Source organism: Vreelandella sp. 162(4c) (assembly GCF_058152265.1).
This window is the reverse complement of sequence record NZ_CM176981.1, coordinates 4,072,492-4,093,278: the sequence shown is the minus strand read 5'-3', so window position 1 is coordinate 4,093,278 and position 20,787 is coordinate 4,072,492. Positions and strand designations below refer to the sequence as shown.

The following is a 20,787-nucleotide window of genomic DNA, read 5'->3' as shown; positions in this document are numbered from 1 at the left end:
AGTCGAAAACCTGCCATTACCTGACAGTAAGGAACATTTGAAAAATGAAACGTTGGGAACGCTATTCACAAGACTCATTGATCAAGGGTGAACAGGATGCACGGGGCTCCTTGTTCATTTCCCAGAAGGGCCAAAAAGAGCTAGGGGATATCAAACTGCTGAATGCTGGCGTGGACACCGTTCGTCAGCTCTATCAAGGCAAACCCTGCTTATACCAGTTTGATCAAATTATAAGGGTCTACAACGAAGGCCACGGTGCCACCATGGAACTGTTCGACGTCACATGGTCGGTAGGGGCCGGCGCAGCCGGTTCAGGCTTCCGCTATCGTCTCCAAAATAACGAGCTAGGCATCATAGTGTTCTTCCAGGCACGGCATACCAAGGTAGAGAACATCGGTACCCACCTAAAAATAGAACTCTCCCCCCACTTCATCCAGGAGCGCAGCCCCCAAGAGTGCCAAGACTTCATGTACAACATCGCAGCGCATATGCTCGCCTACGTGGAACCGGTCGGCTGTGCCATCCACCTCGCGCTAGACGTACAAGGCTGGGAGCCTCCCAAAGACTTCATGCAGCGCTTTGTGACCCGTTCTAAAAAGATAATGCGCATCGATGGCATTGAAGAGCTGGAGTTTGCCCACAACACCATTGCCACCACCTATGGCCGTGGTGAAACCTATATGTTTGGTACCGCTGGAGCGCTCCAATGCTCGATTTACAACAAGACGCTGGAAGCCAAACACCGCGACAAAATGCACTTCTGGGAAGGCATCTGGAAACACGCCGTAAATGATGATCTCAGCGCCGCCTACGATCCTGAAAAAACCGTCTGGCGTATCGAGCTGCGTTTCCATCAATCGGTGCTTCGTGAGTTCGCGATGGGCATACCCTGCAACGTCGATACCGGCGAAGTGCTGGACGCCTCCCACGGCTTCAACCGCTTCATTGACGTAGTACCGCACCTCTCCGGCCTCTGGCGTACTGCCATGCAGTCATACCGCCTCAACCACAGCCGCGACCTTATCGACCCTACTTGGCAACTTATGCAGGAAGACGCCCGCTTCTACTGCCATGAGCCTGCGTTCATGTACAAACGCGCTCGAAAAACACCTGGCTTAGGCAATGAGAAGAACGTCACCCTGGCGTTTGGCAACCTGATCAGCATCTACGCCCGTCAGGGCTTCCGCACCCATGAAGCCGTTCGTTATCTCCAGCGCTCCGGCATGTGGGAAGATCTCGCCGAATACTACCGCCGTCGAGGCGTCGACTCCGCACAATTCAGGCAGATCGTAGAGCAGAAGCTGATAGAACGACGATTGGTAGGGAAAGCGGCATGAGTATCAAAAAGGTCAAAGGTGGATGGAAGGTCGATATATGGCCAGATGGTCGCTATGGCAAGCGCATTAGGAAAACGCTTCCCACCCAGGGAGAAGCAAAGCGGTTTGAAGCCCAATTGCTCACGAAAGCTGCCCAGGGTGAAGACTACGCACCGAAGAAAAAAGACCGCAGACGCTTACTGGAGCTAGTGCAGCTCTGGTACGACATGCACGGTGCCACACTCAAAGACGGACAAAAACGCCTCGGTAAGCTGCATCAGCTCGTAGGCCTGATGGGTAACCCCTATGCCTTCACGATCCGTCCTGTCACTGTTGCAAAATTCCGCCAATCTCGCCTAGAACAAGGACTCTCACCGAATACCGTTAACCATGACGTTGCCTATCTAAGGGCCGTATTCAACGTCCTTATACAGCTGGGCGAATGGAAAGGCGATAACCCCTTTGCCGCTATCAAAGCTATACGATTGCCCGAACGTGAACTTAGCTACCTCACTCACGAACAAATCAAAATGCTATTTGAACAGCTTGGCCAGTCGCGTAGTAAACACGTCACGCTGATAGCAACCTTATGCTTGGCAACGGGAGCCCGTTGGAGTGAAGCCCAATATCTCCGCGCTGAATTGGTCAGGGATGGCCGCGTCACATACGTTGACACCAAGAATGGCCGTAGCCGTTCGGTACCGCTTTCAGATGAGCTTTACCAACGCATCAAGGCTCACGGGCCACAGATCGGACGGTTATTCCCAAGTGATGCCTATAAAGCATTTACGAATGCTATCAAGAACGCAGGCATTACCTTGCCAAAAGGACAGAGAACTCACGTGCTACGACACACCTTTGCAAGCCACTTCATAATGAACGGCGGCAACTTATTAACACTGCAAAGGATACTCGGTCATCAATCCATACAAATGACCATGCGTTATGCACATGTAGCTCCTGACCACCTGACGGAAGCCGTCACATACGGGCCAAAATTCTAGGGTGTAGACTCTTTGTAGACACTGGCGGAAAAAGGTACAACGAGGGAGGGTATTACGGCGGGTAAGTCTTTGATTTAATGGTGGGCCCAGTAGGACTTGAACCTACGACCAAGGGATTATGAGTCCCCTGCTCTAACCAACTGAGCTATAGGCCCGAAAAGCGTGCATATCATAGCGAATGTGGCCGGGTGAGGCTAGCCCCTTTGCGCTATCTTGATGTCATTACGGCACTTTATGGGGATTGGGCAGTCTGGTGAGTAGTTCTTTATGCGGAGACGCTCTGTGAAAGCATTGATTGCTCTATTCCCCTTACTGTTGGCGCTGCCCGTACACGCTGACTGGCAACTTGACCCTGGCCAGTCGCGGGTGCAGGCATCGATTACTCAGTTGAACGGCGAAGCACCGCAAACTCATCACCATCAGGTGCGCGATCTGCAGGGTGATATCTCCAGCGATGGCACCCTGCGCTTGCCATTAAAACTCAGCCAAACGGATGTGCTGGAACGCTTTGGTGAGTTGCCGCCGTGGATAGGTTTGCTGGCGAACACCACCCTGGTGACGCTAGAGGCGCAAATGCCACCAGAGCGGTTAGACGGTTTGGATATTGGCGAATCCCTGGTTGAGACGCTGACCTTTAGCGTTCAATCAGACATGGTTAACCAGCAGGAATCCGTGCCACTGCGGTTTACCCGCGAAGGCCTGAATGAGATACGCGTTACCCACGCGGAGCCCATGGCGATGGATGGCCGAGCGCTGATGGCCAACACCACGGTGCGCACCGTGATGTCATTACTAGGCTATCAGGAGATTGACGAGCATGTGCCCGTCACCCTCAATGCGCTCCTGGTTAATAGGTAATAGTTAATCGGTAGTTGTTAAAGGCTACTAACTGCTTCCACATCCCCCGCCTGGGCTTCGCCGGTTTGTACCCGCCACTGGGCGGCGTAGTGGCCGTTAGCTGCCAGTAGGCTGGAATGGGTGCCCCGCTCGGCCACCTGGCCTTTCTCAATCACTACGATCTCATCGGCATGCACAATGGTAGAGAGCCGGTGGGCAATCATAATCACCGTGCGGCCATGGGCAATACGCTTGAGCGAGCGCTGAATGGCCGCTTCGGTTTCGTTGTCCACTGCGCTGGTGGCTTCATCCAGCACCAAAATAGGCGGGTCTTTAAGCAGCGCCCTGGCTAGTGAAAGCCGTTGGCGCTGGCCGCCGGAAAGCCGCACGCCCCGTTCGCCTACCGGTGTGTCTAAGCCTTGGGGCAGCGTTTCAATAAAGCTCCACGCTTCGGCGGTTTTGGCGGCATCGGTAATTGCGGCTTCGTCAGCGTCCGGCTTACCGTAGGCGATATTGTCACGAATGCTGCCTTCAAACAGGTAAACATCCTGACTGACCAGGCCAATCGATTGGCGAAGTGAGTTCATACTCACTTCGGTGATGGGCTGCCCATCAATGAGCACGCGACCGTTTTCGGGGTCGTAAAAGCGCAGCAGCAGTTTGATCAGGGTGGATTTCCCCGACCCAGTCGCTCCCACCAGCGCCAAGGTATTACCTGCGGGCACCTGCAGGTGAATGCCATCCACCCCGACGCCGCTGGTGGCGTAGTGAAAGCTCACATTATCTACCGTCACCTCGCCGCGCACCGGCTGGGTGAGCGGCGTGGTACTGTCATCTTTTACGGTAATCGGCACTTCGAGCAGGTCGAGAATACGTCGCGTGCTGGCCATGGCACGCTCGAACAGATCAATCACTTGAGCCAGACCGGTGAGCGGCCAGAGCAGGCGCTGGGTCAAAAACACCAGCACGCCGTATGCCCCAACGTTTAGCGAGCCGTTGAGTGCCATCATGCCGCCCACGGTAAAGGTGGCAAGAAAACCGGCCAAAATCGCCATGCGGATGACCGGAATAAACGCGGAGCTAACCTTGATCGCCCGTCTGTTGGCGTCTACATAGGCTTCGCTGGCATCACGCAGGCGATCGGCTTCGCGGTCTTCGCTGGTAAAGCTTTTAATTGTCGCAATGCCGCTGAGGTTATTGGATAAGCGGCTGGCTAGATCCCCGACCTTTTCACGCACATCGCTATACAGCGGCCCGGCTTTACGCTGGAAGAAGAACGCGCCCCAAATGATCAGCGGGATAGGCGTAAACGCCAGCAGCGCAATCAATGGCGAAAGCACAAAGAAGACTGCGCCCACGGCTACCACGGTGACCACCACCTGAATAATCGAATTAGCCCCGCCGTCCAGAAAACGCTCAAGCTGGTTGACGTCATCGTTCATGGTGGCCACCAACTGGCCAGAGCTTTTCGACTCGAAAAACGCCATATCCAGCCGCTGAGCGTGCTCGTAGGTATCTTGGCGCATATCCGCTTGTAAGCGTTGGGCTAAGTTACGCCAGAGAATTTGGAACAAGTACTCAAACAGCGATTCCCCCGCCCAAATAACAAACGTCAGTACCGCCAGCATGGTGATCTGCTGTTGAGGCGTCTCGAACCCGAGGCTGGCCACAAAACTCTGCTCCTGATTGACCACCACATCGATGGCGACACCAATCAGAATCTCTGGAGCAATATCAAACAGCTTATTAATAATCGAACAGGCGGTGGCGGCAATGATGCGCCGACGATAGCCTTTGGCGTAGCGCAGTAGCCGCAGCAACGCTTGAAAACTGTGTGCAGGAGAGGACACGAGTGTTCCTTACTGAGGTTGTTATAGCTGAAATAGGTTTAGAGACGATAGAGTAATGAAATCGCCCCGCTATCTCTAGCAGGGCATCAACTTAATGCAACTTTAGCAAGCGGCGAAAGGCTGGAGACTGCCTAGTAAGCAGGCGCCGTGGAGCGGCGAACATTGGCCAGCAACGGGCTGCCGGTATCAGGGTCGGTGAGTAACGTGCACTCCACTTGATAGAGCGTTCGCACTAGGTCAGGCGTAACCACCGTAGCCGGAGCCCCTGCCGCGATAATCTGACCTTCACGCATGGCGATGAGATGGTCAGCGTAGCGGCAGGCGCTGGCGAGATCGTGCAGCACCATCACCACGGTACGGCCGTGGTGGGCAAGATGTTTCACCAGCTCGAACACTTCAATCTGGTGGCCAAGATCCAGCGCGGAGGTGGGTTCATCCAGCAGCAGCAGCGGGGTTTGCTGGGCGATGGTCATGGCGATCCAGGCGCGTTGGCGTTGGCCGCCGGAAAGCGCATCAATTGGCCTGTCAGCGAGTTGTTCCAGCCCTGCCGCCGCTAGCGCATGCTGCACCACGCGCTGGTCTTCTGCTGACCACTGGCGCAGCCAGCCTTGGTGGGGCTGGCGACCAAAACGAATCAGTTCGGTCACGGTTAGCCCCTCCGGTGCGACGGCCTCCTGGGGCAGTAGCGCCAGTTGCGTAGCGAGTTGGCGGGTGGGCAGGTGCTGAATATCGGCGCCATCCAGCAATACGGCACCGCTATCGGGTTTGTGCAACCGAGCAAGCCCGGCCAATAACGTTGATTTTCCGCAGCCGTTAGGGCCCACAATGGCGGTAACTTGGCCGCTGGGCAGGGTGATATCCAAGCCATCGATCACCTGCCGGGTGCCATAACTCATGCCGAGCGACTGCGTGGCAAGAGACGGCATGGTGGGTGTTGGAGATTGGCTCATGTGAAGCTCCGTTGCGGACGCATTAATATCCAAAGTAACCAGGGCCCGCCGACCACGGCGGTAACGATACCCACCGGAATCTCGATAGGCGCCAGCAGCGTACGCCCGGCCAGGTCGGCGAGTACCATTACCAGCGCCCCCGCCAGGGTGGCCGCCAAAACAGGCACGCTGCGTGAACTGGACAGCGACCGGGCAATCTCCGGGCCAATCAACCCCACCATGCCCACCGGCCCGGCAACAGCGACCGCCAACCCCGTCAAGGCGACAGATAGCAGCAGCACTTCCAACCGGCGACGTTTGACGTTCACTCCTAACCCGCTGGCGGTGGCATCCTTGAAACGCAGTAGCGTTAGCGAACGGGCTAACGCCATGGCAGTGGCCAACCCTAACACCAACCCGAGCATCAGTAATTGCAGTGCGCCGCTGGGGCGGGCATTGAGCGAACCCACCGTCCATGGATAAGCAGCATTGGCGGTATCAATGGCGACTCGCGCCAGCATCAATTGCGTTATCGCGCCAAACACCGCGCCCACGCCAATCCCCGCCACGATAAAGCGATACCCCTGGGTGCCGTTGCCCGCGGCGAGCCCGAAGGTGAGTACCGCTGCGGTGGTTGCCCCTGCTAACGCCATGGCAGGCGGCGCGATGGAAACGCCAAGGCCTACGATGGAGGCCACTGCAAACGCTGTCGCGCCATTATCAATGCCGATAATACCCGGCGTCGCCAAGCGATTGCGGGCCAGGGTTTGCATCAGTATGCCTGCTAACGCGAAGGCCGCCCCGGTACTAGCGGCAGCGGCTAAACGCGGCAAGCGCAGCTCCTGCACTACAAAGCTCGCCATCATATCTGCATTGCCAAACAGAGCCTGCAGCACCGCCATAGGGGCGACCTTAACGCTGCCCAGGCTTAGGTAAATAACGCTGGCAAGCAGTAACGCGCCAAACAGTCCCAGGTTAACGGCCACCGCTCGCTGCTCAAACAAAAGGCTGTTCTGACCGTGCCCGCTTCGCCAGGCGAATCGCCAATAACCTTGCGGTGGCGGTACGTTGTTATTGCCGTCCGCGCGGAACTGGTGTTCCGGGGAGAAAGGCATAGACGAGCTTTTTATCTGCGTGGTTTTCATTAGCGAATTCACAGCATTGGTAGGCGGCGCGCACGAACAACCGCTATCAGTACGGGGGCGCCGCACAGCGCAGTGAGTACGCCCAACGGTAGTTCCGATGGAGCGACCACCACCCGAGAGATGATATCGGCTGCAAGGACGATCAGCGGCCCGATGGGCAGACAAAGCCATAGCGTGCGACGAATATCAGGCCCGGCCAAAGCCCGTGCGACAAACGGCACCACCAACCCAACAAAGGCAATGGGCCCGGCGATGGCGGTGGCAGCACCCACCAACAGCGCCACGCAGGCGATGACCAACCAACGAATGAGGTTGGGGTGGTGGCCCAAACCAGAGGCCACTCGTTCGCCTAGCGCCAGGGCGGCTAATGGCCGAGCGATCAGCGCAACTATCACGGATGCCGCCAGCATACTGGGCAGAACGGCCAGCAGGTCGTCCAAGCGGCGGCCTGCCAAGCTGCCAATCACCCAGAAACGAATTTCATCAGCGGCACGCTGGTCGTAAAGCAGTATCAATGAGGTCAACGACGCCAGCAGACCCGAAAATGCCGCTCCGGCAAGCACGAGCCGGATAGGGTCGTTACCCACACCGCGAAAGCGCGCCACGCTCAATACGCACACGCAGCCCACCAGCGCACCTAACTGCGCGACTGAAATGCGTAACGTGGCGGCACTGGCACCCAGCACTAAGGCCAGCGCCACGGCAAATGCCGCCCCCGCGCTAACCCCTAAAAGCCCCGGTTCAGCCAGCGGGTTGCGTGCCACCGCTTGCAACAGGGCTCCCGCGACGCCTAGTGCCATGCCCACCACAATACCAATCAAGGTGCGCGGTGCGCGCAGTTCCCAGACGATGAAGCGTGCTTCACTGTCCTGAGCGCCGCTCAGTAGTGCCAGGGCCCTACCCGGGCCAACGCTACCCGCACCGATTAATAGACTAACGAGACTCACCGCCACAAGGGCGGTGAGTAGTAGCAGCATTAGCGTTCGGGGCGTAGCACGCCTAACGTTAGGCGTTGCAAAACGTGGAACCGTCACGGCAACAGCGCTGCCTCTATATCATCAAGAATCGCCTGAGCGGCCAGCGGGCCATTGGCGCTTGTCCATAGCTGACCATCCACCGGCACTACGTGGTCTTGCTGCACCACGTTTAGGCGCGTAAAGGCGCTGCTCTGCTTGGCCGCGTCCACCGCCGCTTGACCATCTTCGTTGAGCGTTGCCAGGAACAGCCAGTCGCCGTCCACTTGGGAAAGGTTTTCCAGGCTGAGCACATCGCTATGCACACCGCGCTCGCCGACCAGGCCAGCGTCCTGAACATCCAGCCCCGCTTGGGCTAACAAACCTGCAGAAAAAAGGTTTTCCGACATCACCATGGGGCCACCGGGCATCCAGCGTACCAAGAAGGCGCTTCCCCCCACACTTGCCTCTTCCACTGCCTCGGCGACCTCGACGGCGCGTTGCTCAACGGCCTCAATCGCTTCTGCGATGGCAGCTTGGCGATTGAGCGCTTCGCCGTAAAGGCGGGCTTCAGCTTTCCAGTTATCCGGCGCCAGTGGCTGGGGCGGTGGCACCACCGTGGGCGCAATACGTGACAGCAGTTGATACTGCTCATCAGAGAGCTGGGCGGGCGCCAAAATCAGATCCGGCTGCTGCGCCAGCACTGCCTCGATATTGATCTCGCGCACCACGCCCATAATCGCCGGCGTGTTTTCACCAAGATGCGCTTCAATGTAGCTTGCCACATTGTCACCACCACGCGTCGTCACAGCGCCTAGCGGGTTGACACCTGCCGCTACGGCAGCGTCCAAAGCGCCTTCGTAAAGTGTTACAACCCGCTTTGGGGTTCCCTCAACGTCTACGTCGCCAAAGGCGGTTTCCAGCGTGCGCGCTTGTGCAGTGCCTACCACTAAGGCACTTAGCAATATGCCCATCATGCCTAAACGCCCGCGTTTAATGAGGGTGGCTACCCTTGGTGTCGTTTGAACCAGCATAAGTTTCTCTCGATACGCTACTTTGACAAGGATAATAACGATTCTCAAAAGCGCTTGCACTACTATTCCATCGAATGGCGTGTTCCATTTCTTGCAACCTCTCCACCACCCCGCTGTTTCAGTTCACGCAACGTAATGTTCCTCAATCATCCCCTCGCGTTTGGGAACTTTTCTTTTTAGACTCCCGCCTTTATTTGATAATTAATATCATTAGCTAATAATTATCGTAACCAAGAGGGAATGACATGCCACGCTTTACTCGCTCTGTTCTGGCTAGCGCCGTCACGCTTGCTGTTACTTCAGGCACAGCCACCGCTCAAGAAGATCAACAGCTGGACAATATCGTTGTCTCGGCCAGCGGGTTTGAACAGGCGATGGTCGATGCCCCCGCCAGCATTTCAGTGATCTCCCGCGAAGAGCTCTCGCGTCAACGAGTTACCAGTATTGCCGATGCCCTGCGCAACGTTGAGGGAGTGGATGTCGGCGGCTCAGTGGGCAAAACCGGTGGTAGCAATATTAGTATCCGTGGTATGCCCAGCGACTACACACTGATTCTGATTGACGGCCGCCGCCAGAATACCGCTGGCAGCGTGACGCCCAATGGGTTTGGCGAAACTTCCACCAGCTTCTTTCCGCCGGTTTCCAGCATTGAACGCATTGAAGTTATCCGCGGCCCCATGTCGACACTGTATGGCTCTGATGCCATGGGTGGGGTAATCAACATTATTACCCGCCGGGTTGGCCGCGAGTGGACTGGCTCTATCGGGGTTGAGAATACCTTTAACGAGAATCGCGACTTCGGTGATCGCCGCGAGATCAACCTGTATACCAGCGGCCCTTTGGTGGAAGATACCCTTGGCCTTCAACTGCGTGGCCGGGTTTATGAGCGCGATGCTTCTGAACTCACCTACACCGACGGTGACGGCAATCCTATCGAGGTTAGCCAGCGCGGCCCCAGCCCGGTGGAAGGCGATACCTACAACATCGGCGGCAAGCTAACCTGGACGCCCTCTGATAGCCACGACCTGTGGCTGGATGGTGAAGTCAATCGTCAGCGCTATAACAACGATGAGTGCCAGCTAGGTACCCTGGATGGACGCACCCGCAGCTGCGCGCCCGACCCTGGCAGCGCCACCGGCTATTCGGATGAACTCCGTTTTGAGCGCGAGCAAATCGCCATTGGCCACACCGGACGTTTTGCCTCGGGTACGCTGGAATCCAGCCTGATGCGCAATACCACCGAAACCAAAGGACGCACGATTCCTGGTGATGTGGGCGTCGCTTATGAAGGCTTTCCCAGCATTGTCGGCGGTGCACCACGGGAGCTGGAAACCACCAATACTGTGCTCGACAGCAAATTCATCATGCCGCTGGGCAACCACATGACCACGCTGGGTCTGCAGTGGTGGGATGCAGAGCTTGACGACGGCTTGGCCGGTGAGACCTTTGCCCAAACCACCTGGTCGCTGTTTGCTGAAGATGAATGGATGCTGCGGGACGACTTGGCCCTGACCCTAGGCGGCCGTTACGATCACCACGACGCCTTTGGCAGCCAGTTCAGCCCGCGCGGCTACTTGGTGTGGAACACGACGTCCAACTGGACATTAAAAGGTGGCGTGAGCCGCGGCTATAAAACGCCCACGCTTAATGACTTGCACGATGGGATCAACGGCGTCACCGGCCAAGGTACCGTGCTGACCATTGGTAACCCGGATCTTGAGCCTGAAACCAGCACCAGCAGCGAGATCGGCGCCCATTACGATAACCAGCAAGGCTTTACCGCCAGCGCCACACTTTTCCACAACCAGTTTGACGATAAGATTGCCAGCGGCAGCGATATCCTGGTGGAAAACGACCCGCTGATCCCTGACGGCATGTACAGCCAACAGGTCAATGTCGACGAGGCAATCACCCAAGGGGTTGAGCTCTCTACCAGCTACCAGTTCGCTCCCGATTGGCGCGTTAACGCTAACTACACCTATACCGATAGCGAACAGAAGAGTGGTAATAACGAGGGTGAGCCGCTGACGGATACCCCCGAACACGCCATCAACGCCACGCTGCGCTGGCAGGCAACGGCAAAGCTGGACACCTGGCTCTCAGCTGAGTACCGCAGCGAACGCTACCGTAACCGCGAAAGCGTGCGCGGCGCGCCCTCGTTTGATGATTTGGGCGACTTTAAAGCCTATTCACTGTTTCACTTAGGCGGTAACTATGCGGTCACCAATCAGCTTAATCTGAGCGCGACCATCTATAACCTGTTTGATAAAGATTTTGTCGACTACCGCGCCTACGGCGATGGCACCAGCTTTGGCAATGTGTACGCCAACAGCGAAGAGGGCCGCCGTCTGTGGCTATCCGCCCGCTACGAATTCTAATCGACCTCAGCTCGCTACTGTTTCAATGCTGATTTCTGCCCCGGCCATGCGCTGGGGCTTTTTTTGTTTACTAACCTCTCCTTTTCTAACAACCAAAAAAGCGGCTATCGCTGGATAGCCGCTGCTGTACTGCGTTTATAACGGGAACCTAGCGTTTAAAAGGCGACGTTGAGACCTAACCAAACCCGGCGGCCATCTTCCACATAGCCGTACTCATCGTAGTCAATCGCTTCGTCGAACAGGTTGTAGATACCCGCGTTCAGTTGAGTCGATTCATTTAGCTGGTAGCCAACGCCTGCATCTACAAAGGTGTAGGAAGGGGCCACAATAGAGCTCTGAGAAGGGCCGGTAGTCGGTTGGCTCTCTTCGCCGCGGTAGGTCACTTTTGTCCACTGGCTGAGCTTGGCCGAGGCTTGCCAATTCAGTGTGGCCGATACTTGGTGGCGTGGCAGTTGAGTTAGCGGCTCGCCGGCATACTCACCGCTTTTTTGCTCGCTATCAGTAAAGGTGTAACTGGCCGTTAGCGCTAGCGCATCGTTCAGCGGCGCCGCGATACTCACCTCGGCGCCTTGGGTAATGGCCTCATCCACGTTGACGCGGTAAGTCGGGTCGCTACCATAATCGTTAGCGCCATCCGTACAGATATCGATGGGGCAAGCAATGCGAGTAATTTTATCTTTGAAGTCGTTATGGAATACCGTGACGCTGCCATTCAAGCCAGAGTCGTTGGCATAAAGCAGGGCCAGCTCTTTATTGAGCGAGGTCTCTGGCTCAAGGTCAGGATTACCGTAAATATTGCCACCACGGCTGACCTGCCCCCAGTCGGGCGTAATCTCGCGCAGGTTAGGTGCTCGATAACCGGTCGAAACGCCGCCTTTCAACGTCCAATCAGGCGTCATATTCCACACACTATAAAGACGCGGACTTAAATGACTACCGTAGTTGTCGTCATCATCAACCCGTAAACCGCCGGTTAATGCCCAGGAATCGGTAAGCATCCACTCATCTTCAACAAAGAGTGCCCATTGGCTATTATCAATCTCACTGCGATCAGAACCAGGCAATTGATTCGTCGTACTATCGTCAAGCGACTCTTCCTCGTAGTTAGCGCCTACCGTCACCATATGCATGCCTAGCGGAATGACCGCGCTGGTTTTGGCGGTGGTGTTGGTGATTTCAATATCCCGCGATTTATTTTCGCTGCGCTCACGCTGAAGGTAGGTTTCACTGGTACCCCAATCGAAGCGGCCACTATGGGTTAACGCAACGTGCTGATGGATATAGTCGTTGAAGCTATCCTCACAACCACCGCGACAGCCCTCTGATGGCGCCGAGTTACCCATCAGCGATTTGCGTTCCTGCTCCGTAATACCGGCCTCAAACGTGAAGTCATGGTTTTTTGACGCGGCAAGGCTGAATCGTGCGGTGAGGCTTTGCAGGCTTTTATCTTCGTAGCCGTTAAGGATATTGTCTTCATCGCGCTGAGAAGCGCGGCCATAGAGCTGAAGCCCTAAACGCTCCCCTACCAGCGGGCCACTCAGATAAAAATTAGCTTGGCGGCTATCGCCGGAGTCACTGTCTTCCTGAAGTATGGTGTCGAGTTGAACATTACCGTGCCACTCCTGCGCCACCTTGCGGGTAATCACGTTAATGACCCCGCCGATGGCATCGGAGCCGTAGAGTGTCGACATTGGCCCACGCACTACTTCAATGCGCTCAATGGCCTGTAGCGGCGGCAGCCAGTCTTGCTCAAACCCGGCGCTACCATTGGGACGGGACTCGCGGGAATTCTGCGGGCGTCCATCCACCAAAATAAGCGTGTACTGGGAAGGCATACCACGAATGGAGATATCTTGACCATTATCCCCAGCGCCCCCGCCAGTAATAATCACACCGGGCACGTCACGCAGCGCATCGGTGACACTTTGATAGTGGCCCCGCTCTAACTCTTCCCGGGAAACCACGCTGATAGAGGCAGGCGCATTGGCAATCTGCTGTTCAAACCCCGACGCAGTGACCACCATATCGTCTAAACGGGGCGCTTCTTGTGCCCATAATGCGCTACTGGCAAGGGAAGAGATGGCGCTGGCCAGCAGCGTTCGGCGCAAACAGGGAGACATAACTTCGTCCTTCATAGTGTGTTCAATGTGTGTGAGGAATGTGGGTCAGCATTCGCTCTGTTAAATGCGAATTATTAGCATTCATATTTTTACACACTCTTTGCACACTGGGGTGAGACGGTACGTTCAGCATACCGGAACACAAATGCCTATTATTTTCATTCGCACCGAAAAATGGCACAATTAACATTTACCCTTTTCCGTGGGCCTGACCATGTATGACTTTGACGAACTTACCGCCTTTGCCGATGTGATGACCACGGGCAGTTTGACTCGCAGCGCTCAAAAGCTCGGATTAGCCAAATCGACCCTTAGCCGCCGTATCAGCCAGCTCGAAACCCGGCTTAACCAGCCTCTGCTGCGCCGCCAGGCCAACCGCTTAATTCCTACCGAAGCAGGGCTGCTGTTTCACAACTACTGCACCGAGCTTTTGGCAATGGCGGCTCATAGCCAGGAGGCGCTGGCAGAGCTGCGTGAGGAGATTAGCGGCGAAATAACCCTTGAGGTACACGGTGCCCTGGCACGCAGCTGGTTACCCGGCACGATTGATGCCTTCTTAAACCGCCACCCCAAGGTAGAGTTAACGCTACACACCAGGGAAACACCGCCCACTAAAATGCACAGCAATAGCGTGCATGTCTGGCTTGGGCCAACGCACGAGTGCGGGCTAAACCAGGAGCGCTTGGGGCATTTAACCCGCGGGCTTTATGCCAGCCCACACTATTTAGCGGCGGCTGGCACGCCTCAACACCCCGACGAACTGAACCAGCACGCCTGGATAGATCTGTTGGGTTCTGCCTCTGATGGGCTGCTGCTCACTCATCAAGAGCATGGCCAGTACGCTTTTAACCCGCCCCGTTCCCGGCTGCGAGTAGACCTTACTGCCCTGCATATTGATGCCATCGCGCGCAGCCAGGGGATCGGGTTGCTCTCACACTGGTTAACTGCAAAACGCGAACAGCATCATCCAGGCGAACTGATTAACTGCCTGCCAGGCTGGGAGCCGGTGCCTCTCCCCATCACGTTGCTCTACGCCTACGGCCATCAATCACGCCGTACCCACGCGCTGTTAGAGTTTTTACGCAGTCAGGTGCCCGCCCCGTGGCGCACGTCAGCCGCCGCCGTCTAAGTTAATTCGAGTGTTTGCCTTGCCAGTTAGCCCGCTTATTAACGACAATGGGCGGCTAACGATTGCCAAGGACAGCCAATGCTTGCCGAACTTTTTGCCGTCATGGCGCCCGTGCTGGCTGGTGCAGGGCTCGGCTACCTGTGGGTACGCCTAGGCCATCCCTACCCGGTCGACTTCATTACCCGGCTAGTGTTTAACATTGGCACACCCTCACTGGTATTAGCATCCCTGGCGGGTGCCGATATCGATGCCACCACCTTTGGCCAGACGATGCTGGCCGCCGCGCTGGTGATTATCACCATGGGGGCCACTACTTTTGTGGTGGCAAAACTGTTGCGCCGCAGCTGGCGAGTGCTGCTTGCCCCCATGATGTACCCCAACACCGGCAATATGGGCTTACCGGTAGTGCTTTACGCCTTTGGCAGTGCCGGGTTTGCCTACGGCATCACGGTGATGGTGACTGTCTCGCTGTTTCAGTTCACCTTAGGCGCGGTGCTTAATAGCCAGGGCAACCCGCTCAAAACGCTTGCCAAAACGCCCACGGTTTACGCTATTGCGATTTCCATGGCGCTGCTGCTGACGGACACTTCCCTGCCGCCCTGGTTGGCGAATACGGTGGACTTAATGTCGGGGTTCACGGTACCGCTCATGCTCATTACTCTGGGCGTATCGCTAGCCAGCATTCAGGTGAAGAACCTGCGTTCAGGGCTCGGATTTAGTCTGGTGCGCGTGCCCCTCGCTGCCATGGTCGCCTGGTTGATCGCTGGCTGGGTGGGCCTTCCGCCACTGGCACAGAGCATTTTAGTGCTGCAAATGTGTATGCCGGTGGCGGTATTCAATTATCTCTTTGCTCAGCGTGCCCAGCGCGAACCCGTTTATGTCGCCAGTTTGGTCTTCTGCTCAACGTTGTTAGCGCTGTTTTACCTACCCGTGCTGCTCGCCCTGCTCATGTAATAGTGGAACCCACACGTGACTAAAAGGTCACTGCTAGACTACTGGCAAGGATGCCAATGATTAACGTCACCAGAGGGCACGCTATGCTTCACATGAACAACCATACCCAACGCCCACTGCCCCCTGGGGCTTGGGCAAGGATCAGTGGGCTAGTGCTGGCGGGCGCTATTAACACGGCAAATGCGGAAATCGTCCAGGAATCGCTGGAAACCGACCATTTAAACCTTTCCATTGAGCGTATCGCCGATGGTTTTGAGCATCCTTGGGCGGTGACGTTTTTACCCGATGGCCGCTACTTGGTGAGCGAACGCAGCGGGCAACTGAAACTTGTCGACCCCGAAAGCGGTGAAGCCAGTACGTTGGAAGGCATGCCCGAAGTGAGTACTCAGGGCCAGGGCGGTTTGCTAGACATAGCGTTACATCCTGATTTTGAAGGCGGAAATAGCGAGGGTGATAACGATTGGATCTATTTCACCTGGAGCAAGCCCGAGGGCAATAACAGCCGTTCAGCATTATCGCGAATAAAATGGCACAATGGCCAGCTAGGAGAGGTCGAACACTTGTTTGAACAAGATCGCGCCTCTGGGCCGGGCCGCCATTACGGCTCGCGGTTGGCGTGGCTGCCCGACGGTACCCTGCTAATGAGTATTGGGGATCGCGGCAGTGAACCGCCCCGAGCCCAGGCAAGCGATGACCACGCGGGCTCTACCCTGCGCCTTACCGCTACTGGTGGCGTTCCCGATGACAACCCTTTCGTTGGTGATGACACCACCCTGGATGAAATTTACTCCATGGGTAATCGCAATATTCAAGGCATGGCCGTGCTCAGTAACGGCGAAGCCTGGGCGTCAGAGCATGGCCCCCGCACCGGCGACGAGCTGAATCATATCGAAGCGGGCAATAATTATGGCTGGCCAAAGGTCAGCCAGGGCAATGACTATGCAACCAACGAGCCGATTGGCAAAGATTCGCTCCCCGGCATGGTTGACCCAGTGTATGTATTTGAAGGCCGCTTCGCCCCCGCCGGGCTTGCCGAAGTGACTAGTGACGCCTTTGGTGAGTGGCAAGGCAATTTATTAGCCGGTGGGCTAGGTAGCGAGAAGCTGTTGCGCCTGCGCTTGGAAGAGGGCCGTGTCGCCGAGGAAGAGCTTATTTTACAAGGCGAAGTGGGTCGCATTCGCGATGTTCGCCAAGGCCCTGATGATGCCATTTACTTACTCACTGACGCCCCCCAGGGCGGCTTGTACCGCCTAGCGCCAACGAACCAGTAGCGCTTCATTCACTGGCTGATATTAAAACGTATTAAAACCACCATGGATGCCCCATGCGACTACGCAATTTGATTATTTTGACTGTGATTGTGCCGCTGTTTGTCATCCTGGTGGTTTTTAGCTTAGTGGCAATCAAGTCGCTCGAAGATAACGTACGCTCAAAGCTACAAACGGAAGTTGAGATTATTACCCGGACGCTGAGCTCGTCGCTCAGCTACGCGGTTACGCCAGATAGCAATACGCCGCTTGAAGAAGCGTTACAGTCGGCGTTCTCCTTCCATCGAATTTACGGTGCCTATGTATTCGATACCCAGGGTCGCGATATTTACGGGCTGGGCCTAGGCAAAGATATTTTCAGCCGTGAAGAGATTCAACAAATCATTGAGCGCGATGACTTATATAGCAACTATCGCCAACACGATGGGTGGAATTACTACTCTGCATTGACACCCTTGCGCTCACAAGATGGCACTGTATATGGGGTACTGCAGGTTAATCGGCTAAATACCGGTATTGAGAACTACACGGGTTTTATCAGTATTGTGGCCGTGTTGGTGTTTGTGATTGGCGCCGCCGGAATCGTGTTTAGTATTTGGTGGGGGTTTCGCCGCCATATCGAGCGCCCGCTTAACCGGCTGCTGCACGTAATGCAGTTGGTAGAAAAAGGTGACCGCAGCCAACGCGCCACCGAAGACGGCCCTATCGAATATCGCCACCTTGCCTCCGGTTTGAATGGCATGCTGGATGCGATGGCCGAAAAAGACCAAGAGATCGAAAATCGCCAACGGCGCGAAATTGAGCTTGAAAAGCGCCTGCGCAAATCGAAAAAGCTGGCTGAACTGGGCGTATTGGCAGCCGGCGTTGCCCATGAGATAGGTGCGCCGTTAACGGTGATCAATGGCCAGGCCCAGCGTTTGGCTCGCCGCGATGTGATTGGCGATGACGAACGCGCACGACTAGGGCGTATTCGTGGCGAAGTCGAGCGCATCGTTGAAATTGTGCGCCAGTTGATGGAATTAGGCCGCCAACATAACGTAGAGAAAGGCGAACTGGCGCTTGATCAGCTTATTATGAATGCCAGCGATTTGGTTGAAGACGAGCTGGAGCCACGCAATATTCGTTTAGACATTGAATTACCGTCGCCGACACCCAACTTACTCGCCAACGGCCAACAAATTGTGCAGGTGCTGACCAATTTGCTGCGCAATGCAGCGCAAGCCCCCGAAGTGAACAGAATTCGAGTGCGCGCCCAGCAGCAAGAGCACGAATTAATACTGTGGGTGGAAGATGATGGCCCAGGGATACCCAGTGCCCATCATCACAAAGTGTTCGACCCATTTTTCACCACCAAACCGGTCGGTCAAGGCAGCGGTTTGGGACTCTCTATGGTACATCGCATTATTAACGACCACGGCGGTACGATCGGCGTGTTTGACAGCGCCCTTGGCGGCGCTGGATTTGAAATCACACTACCTATTAGTGAAACCGCATCCGCGTGAGGACAACGTTTGTGACCCAACAGGATCCCCTTTTACCTTTGTTGGTGGTTGAAGATGACGCCGCTATACGTGAGTTATTAGAAGAAGAACTGCAGGATGCAGGCTACACGACGCTCGGCGTACCTAGCGCTGAAGAGGCGATCGCCTTACTAAGCCACACCACCGTCTCACTGGTAATTACCGACGTGCGACTGCCGGGTATGACCGGCATTCAGCTACTCCAGCAGCTCCGCCAAGCAGGCAGTGAGCTGGGCATTATTGTGATTACCGCTTTCGGTACCATCGATCAGGCGGTTGAGGCACTTAAGCTAGGGGCTGACGACTTTTTAACCAAGCCGTTAGACCTTGATGCCATCCGCGATGCCGTATTTCGTGTGCTGGAACGCCAACGCCTGGCGGTTTTCCACGACACAGATATCAGCCATTTCCACGGCATTGTGGGTAAAAGCCAGGTCATGCAGACACTGTTTCATGACGCCTCCCGCCTTGCCAAAAGCGATGCCCCCATTTTGATCTTAGGGGAAAGCGGTACCGGCAAAGAGTTACTCGCCCGCGCCATTCACCAGGAAAGCCCTCGCAATGACCAGCCCTTTGTGCCGGTTAACTGTGCGAGCATTCCCGCAGATTTGATGGAGAGTGAGTTCTTTGGTCATGTAAAAGGCGCCTTTACCGGGGCTAATGAGGCGCGCAAAGGGCTCTTTCAAAGCGCTCAGGGCGGCAGCCTGTTTTTAGATGAGATTGGTGAAATGCCCATCAATCTGCAGGCTAAACTACTGCGGGCCTTGCAGGAGAGAACCGTGCGCCCGGTGGGCGGCGAGCGCGAAGAGCCAGTAGATGTCCGCATCATCGCTGCGACTCACCGCAACCTGGAGAAGGAGATCGAGCAGGAGAATTTCCGCAGCGACTTGTTCTACCGTTTGGAAACGTTCTCGCTGCGTATCCCCCCGCTGCGCGAGCGCGGTACCGATATCGAGCACCTTGTTTTTGCCCTTATCGACAAGCACTCCGAGGCCCAGGGCAAACAGATCGAGCAAATCGAGCCGGAAGCGCTCAACAACCTGCTCAACTATGCCTATCCCGGTAACGTTCGCGAACTGGAAAACGCCATCATGCGAGCAGTCACCCTGAGCGAAGATGGCTCGCTCAGCCATAAAGATCTGCCCGAACGGCTGCGCGAACAATCAACGGTGGAAAGCGGTACCCCACTGGTGCCTACCGTCAGTGGCGAAGTGCTGGCAGGGAGCCAGGTGCCCTCGGCAACGCCAATCCGCTGGCCTAGCCTAGAAGAAGTTGAAAAGCGCTATATTAACAAGGTATTAGAAGCAACGGGTGGCAACAAGCGACGCACCGCAGAAGTGCTGGGCATTGCTCGTCGGACGCTCTATCGTCGCCTGGAAGATAGTGAAGAGTAACTACCAGGATACCGATAAAGCGGGATGCCGCTAGCTAGAAAGCAAACAAAAAAACCCCCGCGGGCGCGGGGGCGGAAAGGATGGCAAATCGTGTGGAGCAGCCGCAGGGAACAAACAGCTGAGGCGATTTACCATCGTAGGGAACGGTACACTTGCTAAAGACTAGTTACTGGTCGAATTTTCATCCTCTTCCTCAGCGCCAGGCATAGGTTCGGTTCCTTCACCAAAGCCAGGCTCGTCGTCAGAGTTCATAGTGCCCTCTGCGGGCTCGTCCATGGTGTCTTCTGGCATGGACTCTTCTGACATAGGATCTTCTGACATCGTTTCTTCAGATTGCGTCATGCTGTTTTCTGCTGCAGGCTCTTCACTTAAGCCCGGATCCTGCTCCATCGCTGGCTCTTCACTCATACCCGGTTCCGGCTGAGTGGTGGCATCTTGCTCTAATGGTGAAGGCTCTTCAGCAGGTGGCGCTTCTTCGTTATCGCCGCAACCAGCTAACACAATTACACTTGCCGCTGTCGCCATCATGCACAGCGTTAACCAGCGTGGGCGATTGGAAATTTGTTTGCTCTCAATGTGGTCGTATTGCTTATCCATAATACCCACCTCCATTACTTACGCTGCTTGTTTCTAAACATTTCACTGGAAAATCGACAGTCAGCTTTCCGTACACGTATACAAGTTATTCATAACACTCTACTTAAATTACATTCACTTTACGTGCCAAACATATAAAAAATAATATAAATAATTAAAAATCAACAACTTACAAAAAAATTAGCAATACCATTATGTACTTATAGACAGCCCGCGTGAGTGGGTAAAAAATGACACATGTAGCGTTAATTTCCCCGTTGAGCGAGCCGTTGTGACACACAGGCCCCACCTATGTATAATAATTTTTAATAAATTATCCGACTCAAGCTCTTATTTCTTTATGAATGGCGCAATAACGA

General features: G+C 55.5%; 16 protein-coding genes and 1 tRNA gene. 9 read left to right on the top strand and 8 right to left on the bottom strand.

The features are described from left to right. Positions 1–44 precede the first annotated feature (44 nt). Together AC4EYZ_RS18795 and AC4EYZ_RS18790 are read left to right on the top strand one after the other, a co-directional pair. On the top strand, positions 45–1,337 hold the full coding sequence (locus tag AC4EYZ_RS18795) for a hypothetical protein (RefSeq protein ID WP_474192120.1): 1,293 nt from the start codon (positions 45–47) through the stop codon (positions 1,335–1,337). Beyond that, positions 1,334–2,320 carry a phage integrase gene (locus AC4EYZ_RS18790; RefSeq protein WP_474192119.1) on the top strand — a complete coding sequence of 329 codons (987 nt, stop codon included), beginning with the start codon at positions 1,334–1,336 and terminating at the stop codon, positions 2,318–2,320. Before AC4EYZ_RS18795 ends, AC4EYZ_RS18790 begins: the two co-directional genes overlap by 4 nt. Positions 2,321–2,398: 78 nt before the next feature. On the opposite strand, the gene AC4EYZ_RS18785 is transcribed toward AC4EYZ_RS18790, so the two are convergent. After that, positions 2,399–2,475: transfer RNA gene (locus AC4EYZ_RS18785), tRNA-Ile, on the bottom strand. Positions 2,476–2,587: 112 nt separating this feature from the next. Here AC4EYZ_RS18785 and AC4EYZ_RS18780 point away from each other — a divergent pair. Next, positions 2,588–3,178 (top strand): hypothetical protein, encoded by a 591-nt coding sequence (locus AC4EYZ_RS18780; RefSeq protein WP_474192118.1) that lies wholly within the window; start codon positions 2,588–2,590, stop codon positions 3,176–3,178. A 17-nt stretch (positions 3,179–3,195) separates the two neighbouring features. Here AC4EYZ_RS18780 and AC4EYZ_RS18775 read toward each other — a convergent pair whose 3' ends face one another. The 5 genes from AC4EYZ_RS18775 to AC4EYZ_RS18755 form a co-directional block, all read right to left on the bottom strand. After that, positions 3,196–5,007: an ABC transporter ATP-binding protein gene (locus tag AC4EYZ_RS18775; protein ID WP_490203945.1), complete on the bottom strand. Its 1,812-nt coding sequence runs from the start codon at positions 5,005–5,007 to the stop codon at positions 3,196–3,198. A gap of 131 nt (positions 5,008–5,138) precedes the next feature. Beyond that, positions 5,139–5,957 (bottom strand): ABC transporter ATP-binding protein, encoded by an 819-nt coding sequence (locus tag AC4EYZ_RS18770; protein ID WP_474193042.1) that lies wholly within the window; start codon positions 5,955–5,957, stop codon positions 5,139–5,141. Then, entirely contained in the window at positions 5,954–7,051 is a 1,098-nt protein-coding gene (locus AC4EYZ_RS18765) for a FecCD family ABC transporter permease (RefSeq protein WP_474193044.1), read from the bottom strand. Before AC4EYZ_RS18765 ends, AC4EYZ_RS18770 begins: the two co-directional genes overlap by 4 nt. Positions 7,052–7,089: 38 nt before the next feature. Then, positions 7,090–8,058, bottom strand: a complete 969-nt coding sequence (locus AC4EYZ_RS18760) for a FecCD family ABC transporter permease (RefSeq protein ID WP_490204293.1) — start codon at positions 8,056–8,058, stop codon at positions 7,090–7,092. Between the two features lie 53 nt (positions 8,059–8,111). Continuing rightward, positions 8,112–9,068, bottom strand: a complete 957-nt coding sequence (locus AC4EYZ_RS18755; RefSeq protein ID WP_474191940.1) for an ABC transporter substrate-binding protein — start codon at positions 9,066–9,068, stop codon at positions 8,112–8,114. Between the two features lie 245 nt (positions 9,069–9,313). On the opposite strand from AC4EYZ_RS18755, the gene AC4EYZ_RS18750 reads away from it, so the two are divergent. Next, positions 9,314–11,446, top strand: coding sequence for a TonB-dependent receptor domain-containing protein (locus AC4EYZ_RS18750; protein WP_474191939.1), 2,133 nt, complete (start codon positions 9,314–9,316; stop codon positions 11,444–11,446). A 155-nt stretch (positions 11,447–11,601) separates the two neighbouring features. Here AC4EYZ_RS18750 and AC4EYZ_RS18745 read toward each other — a convergent pair whose 3' ends face one another. Next, on the bottom strand, positions 11,602–13,566 hold the full coding sequence (locus AC4EYZ_RS18745) for a ligand-gated channel protein (RefSeq protein ID WP_474191938.1): 1,965 nt from the start codon (positions 13,564–13,566) through the stop codon (positions 11,602–11,604). 214 nt (positions 13,567–13,780) lie between these two features. Between AC4EYZ_RS18745 and AC4EYZ_RS18740 the strand changes: the two genes are divergently transcribed. From AC4EYZ_RS18740 to AC4EYZ_RS18720, 5 genes are all read left to right on the top strand, one after another. Continuing rightward, positions 13,781–14,695 carry a LysR family transcriptional regulator gene (locus AC4EYZ_RS18740; protein ID WP_400672342.1) on the top strand — a complete coding sequence of 305 codons (915 nt, stop codon included), beginning with the start codon at positions 13,781–13,783 and terminating at the stop codon, positions 14,693–14,695. A 78-nt stretch (positions 14,696–14,773) separates the two neighbouring features. Then, positions 14,774–15,649: an AEC family transporter gene (locus AC4EYZ_RS18735; protein ID WP_474191937.1), complete on the top strand. Its 876-nt coding sequence runs from the start codon at positions 14,774–14,776 to the stop codon at positions 15,647–15,649. 92 nt (positions 15,650–15,741) lie between these two features. Further along, the gene (locus AC4EYZ_RS18730) at positions 15,742–16,920 is read left to right on the top strand and encodes a PQQ-dependent sugar dehydrogenase (protein ID WP_474191941.1); all 1,179 of its coding nucleotides are present in this window, start codon (positions 15,742–15,744) and stop codon (positions 16,918–16,920) included. Positions 16,921–16,973: 53 nt separating this feature from the next. Further along, positions 16,974–18,419 (top strand): ATP-binding protein, encoded by a 1,446-nt coding sequence (locus AC4EYZ_RS18725; RefSeq protein ID WP_022522398.1) that lies wholly within the window; start codon positions 16,974–16,976, stop codon positions 18,417–18,419. An 11-nt stretch (positions 18,420–18,430) separates the two neighbouring features. After that, positions 18,431–19,831, top strand: a complete 1,401-nt coding sequence (locus tag AC4EYZ_RS18720; RefSeq protein WP_161463077.1) for a sigma-54-dependent transcriptional regulator — start codon at positions 18,431–18,433, stop codon at positions 19,829–19,831. 162 nt (positions 19,832–19,993) lie between these two features. Here the strand turns inward: AC4EYZ_RS18720 and AC4EYZ_RS18715 are convergent, their stop codons facing one another. After that, a complete protein-coding gene (locus tag AC4EYZ_RS18715; RefSeq protein WP_474191936.1) occupies positions 19,994–20,428 on the bottom strand; it encodes a hypothetical protein in 435 nt (144 codons plus the stop codon). Between the last annotated feature and the right edge of the window lie 359 nt (positions 20,429–20,787).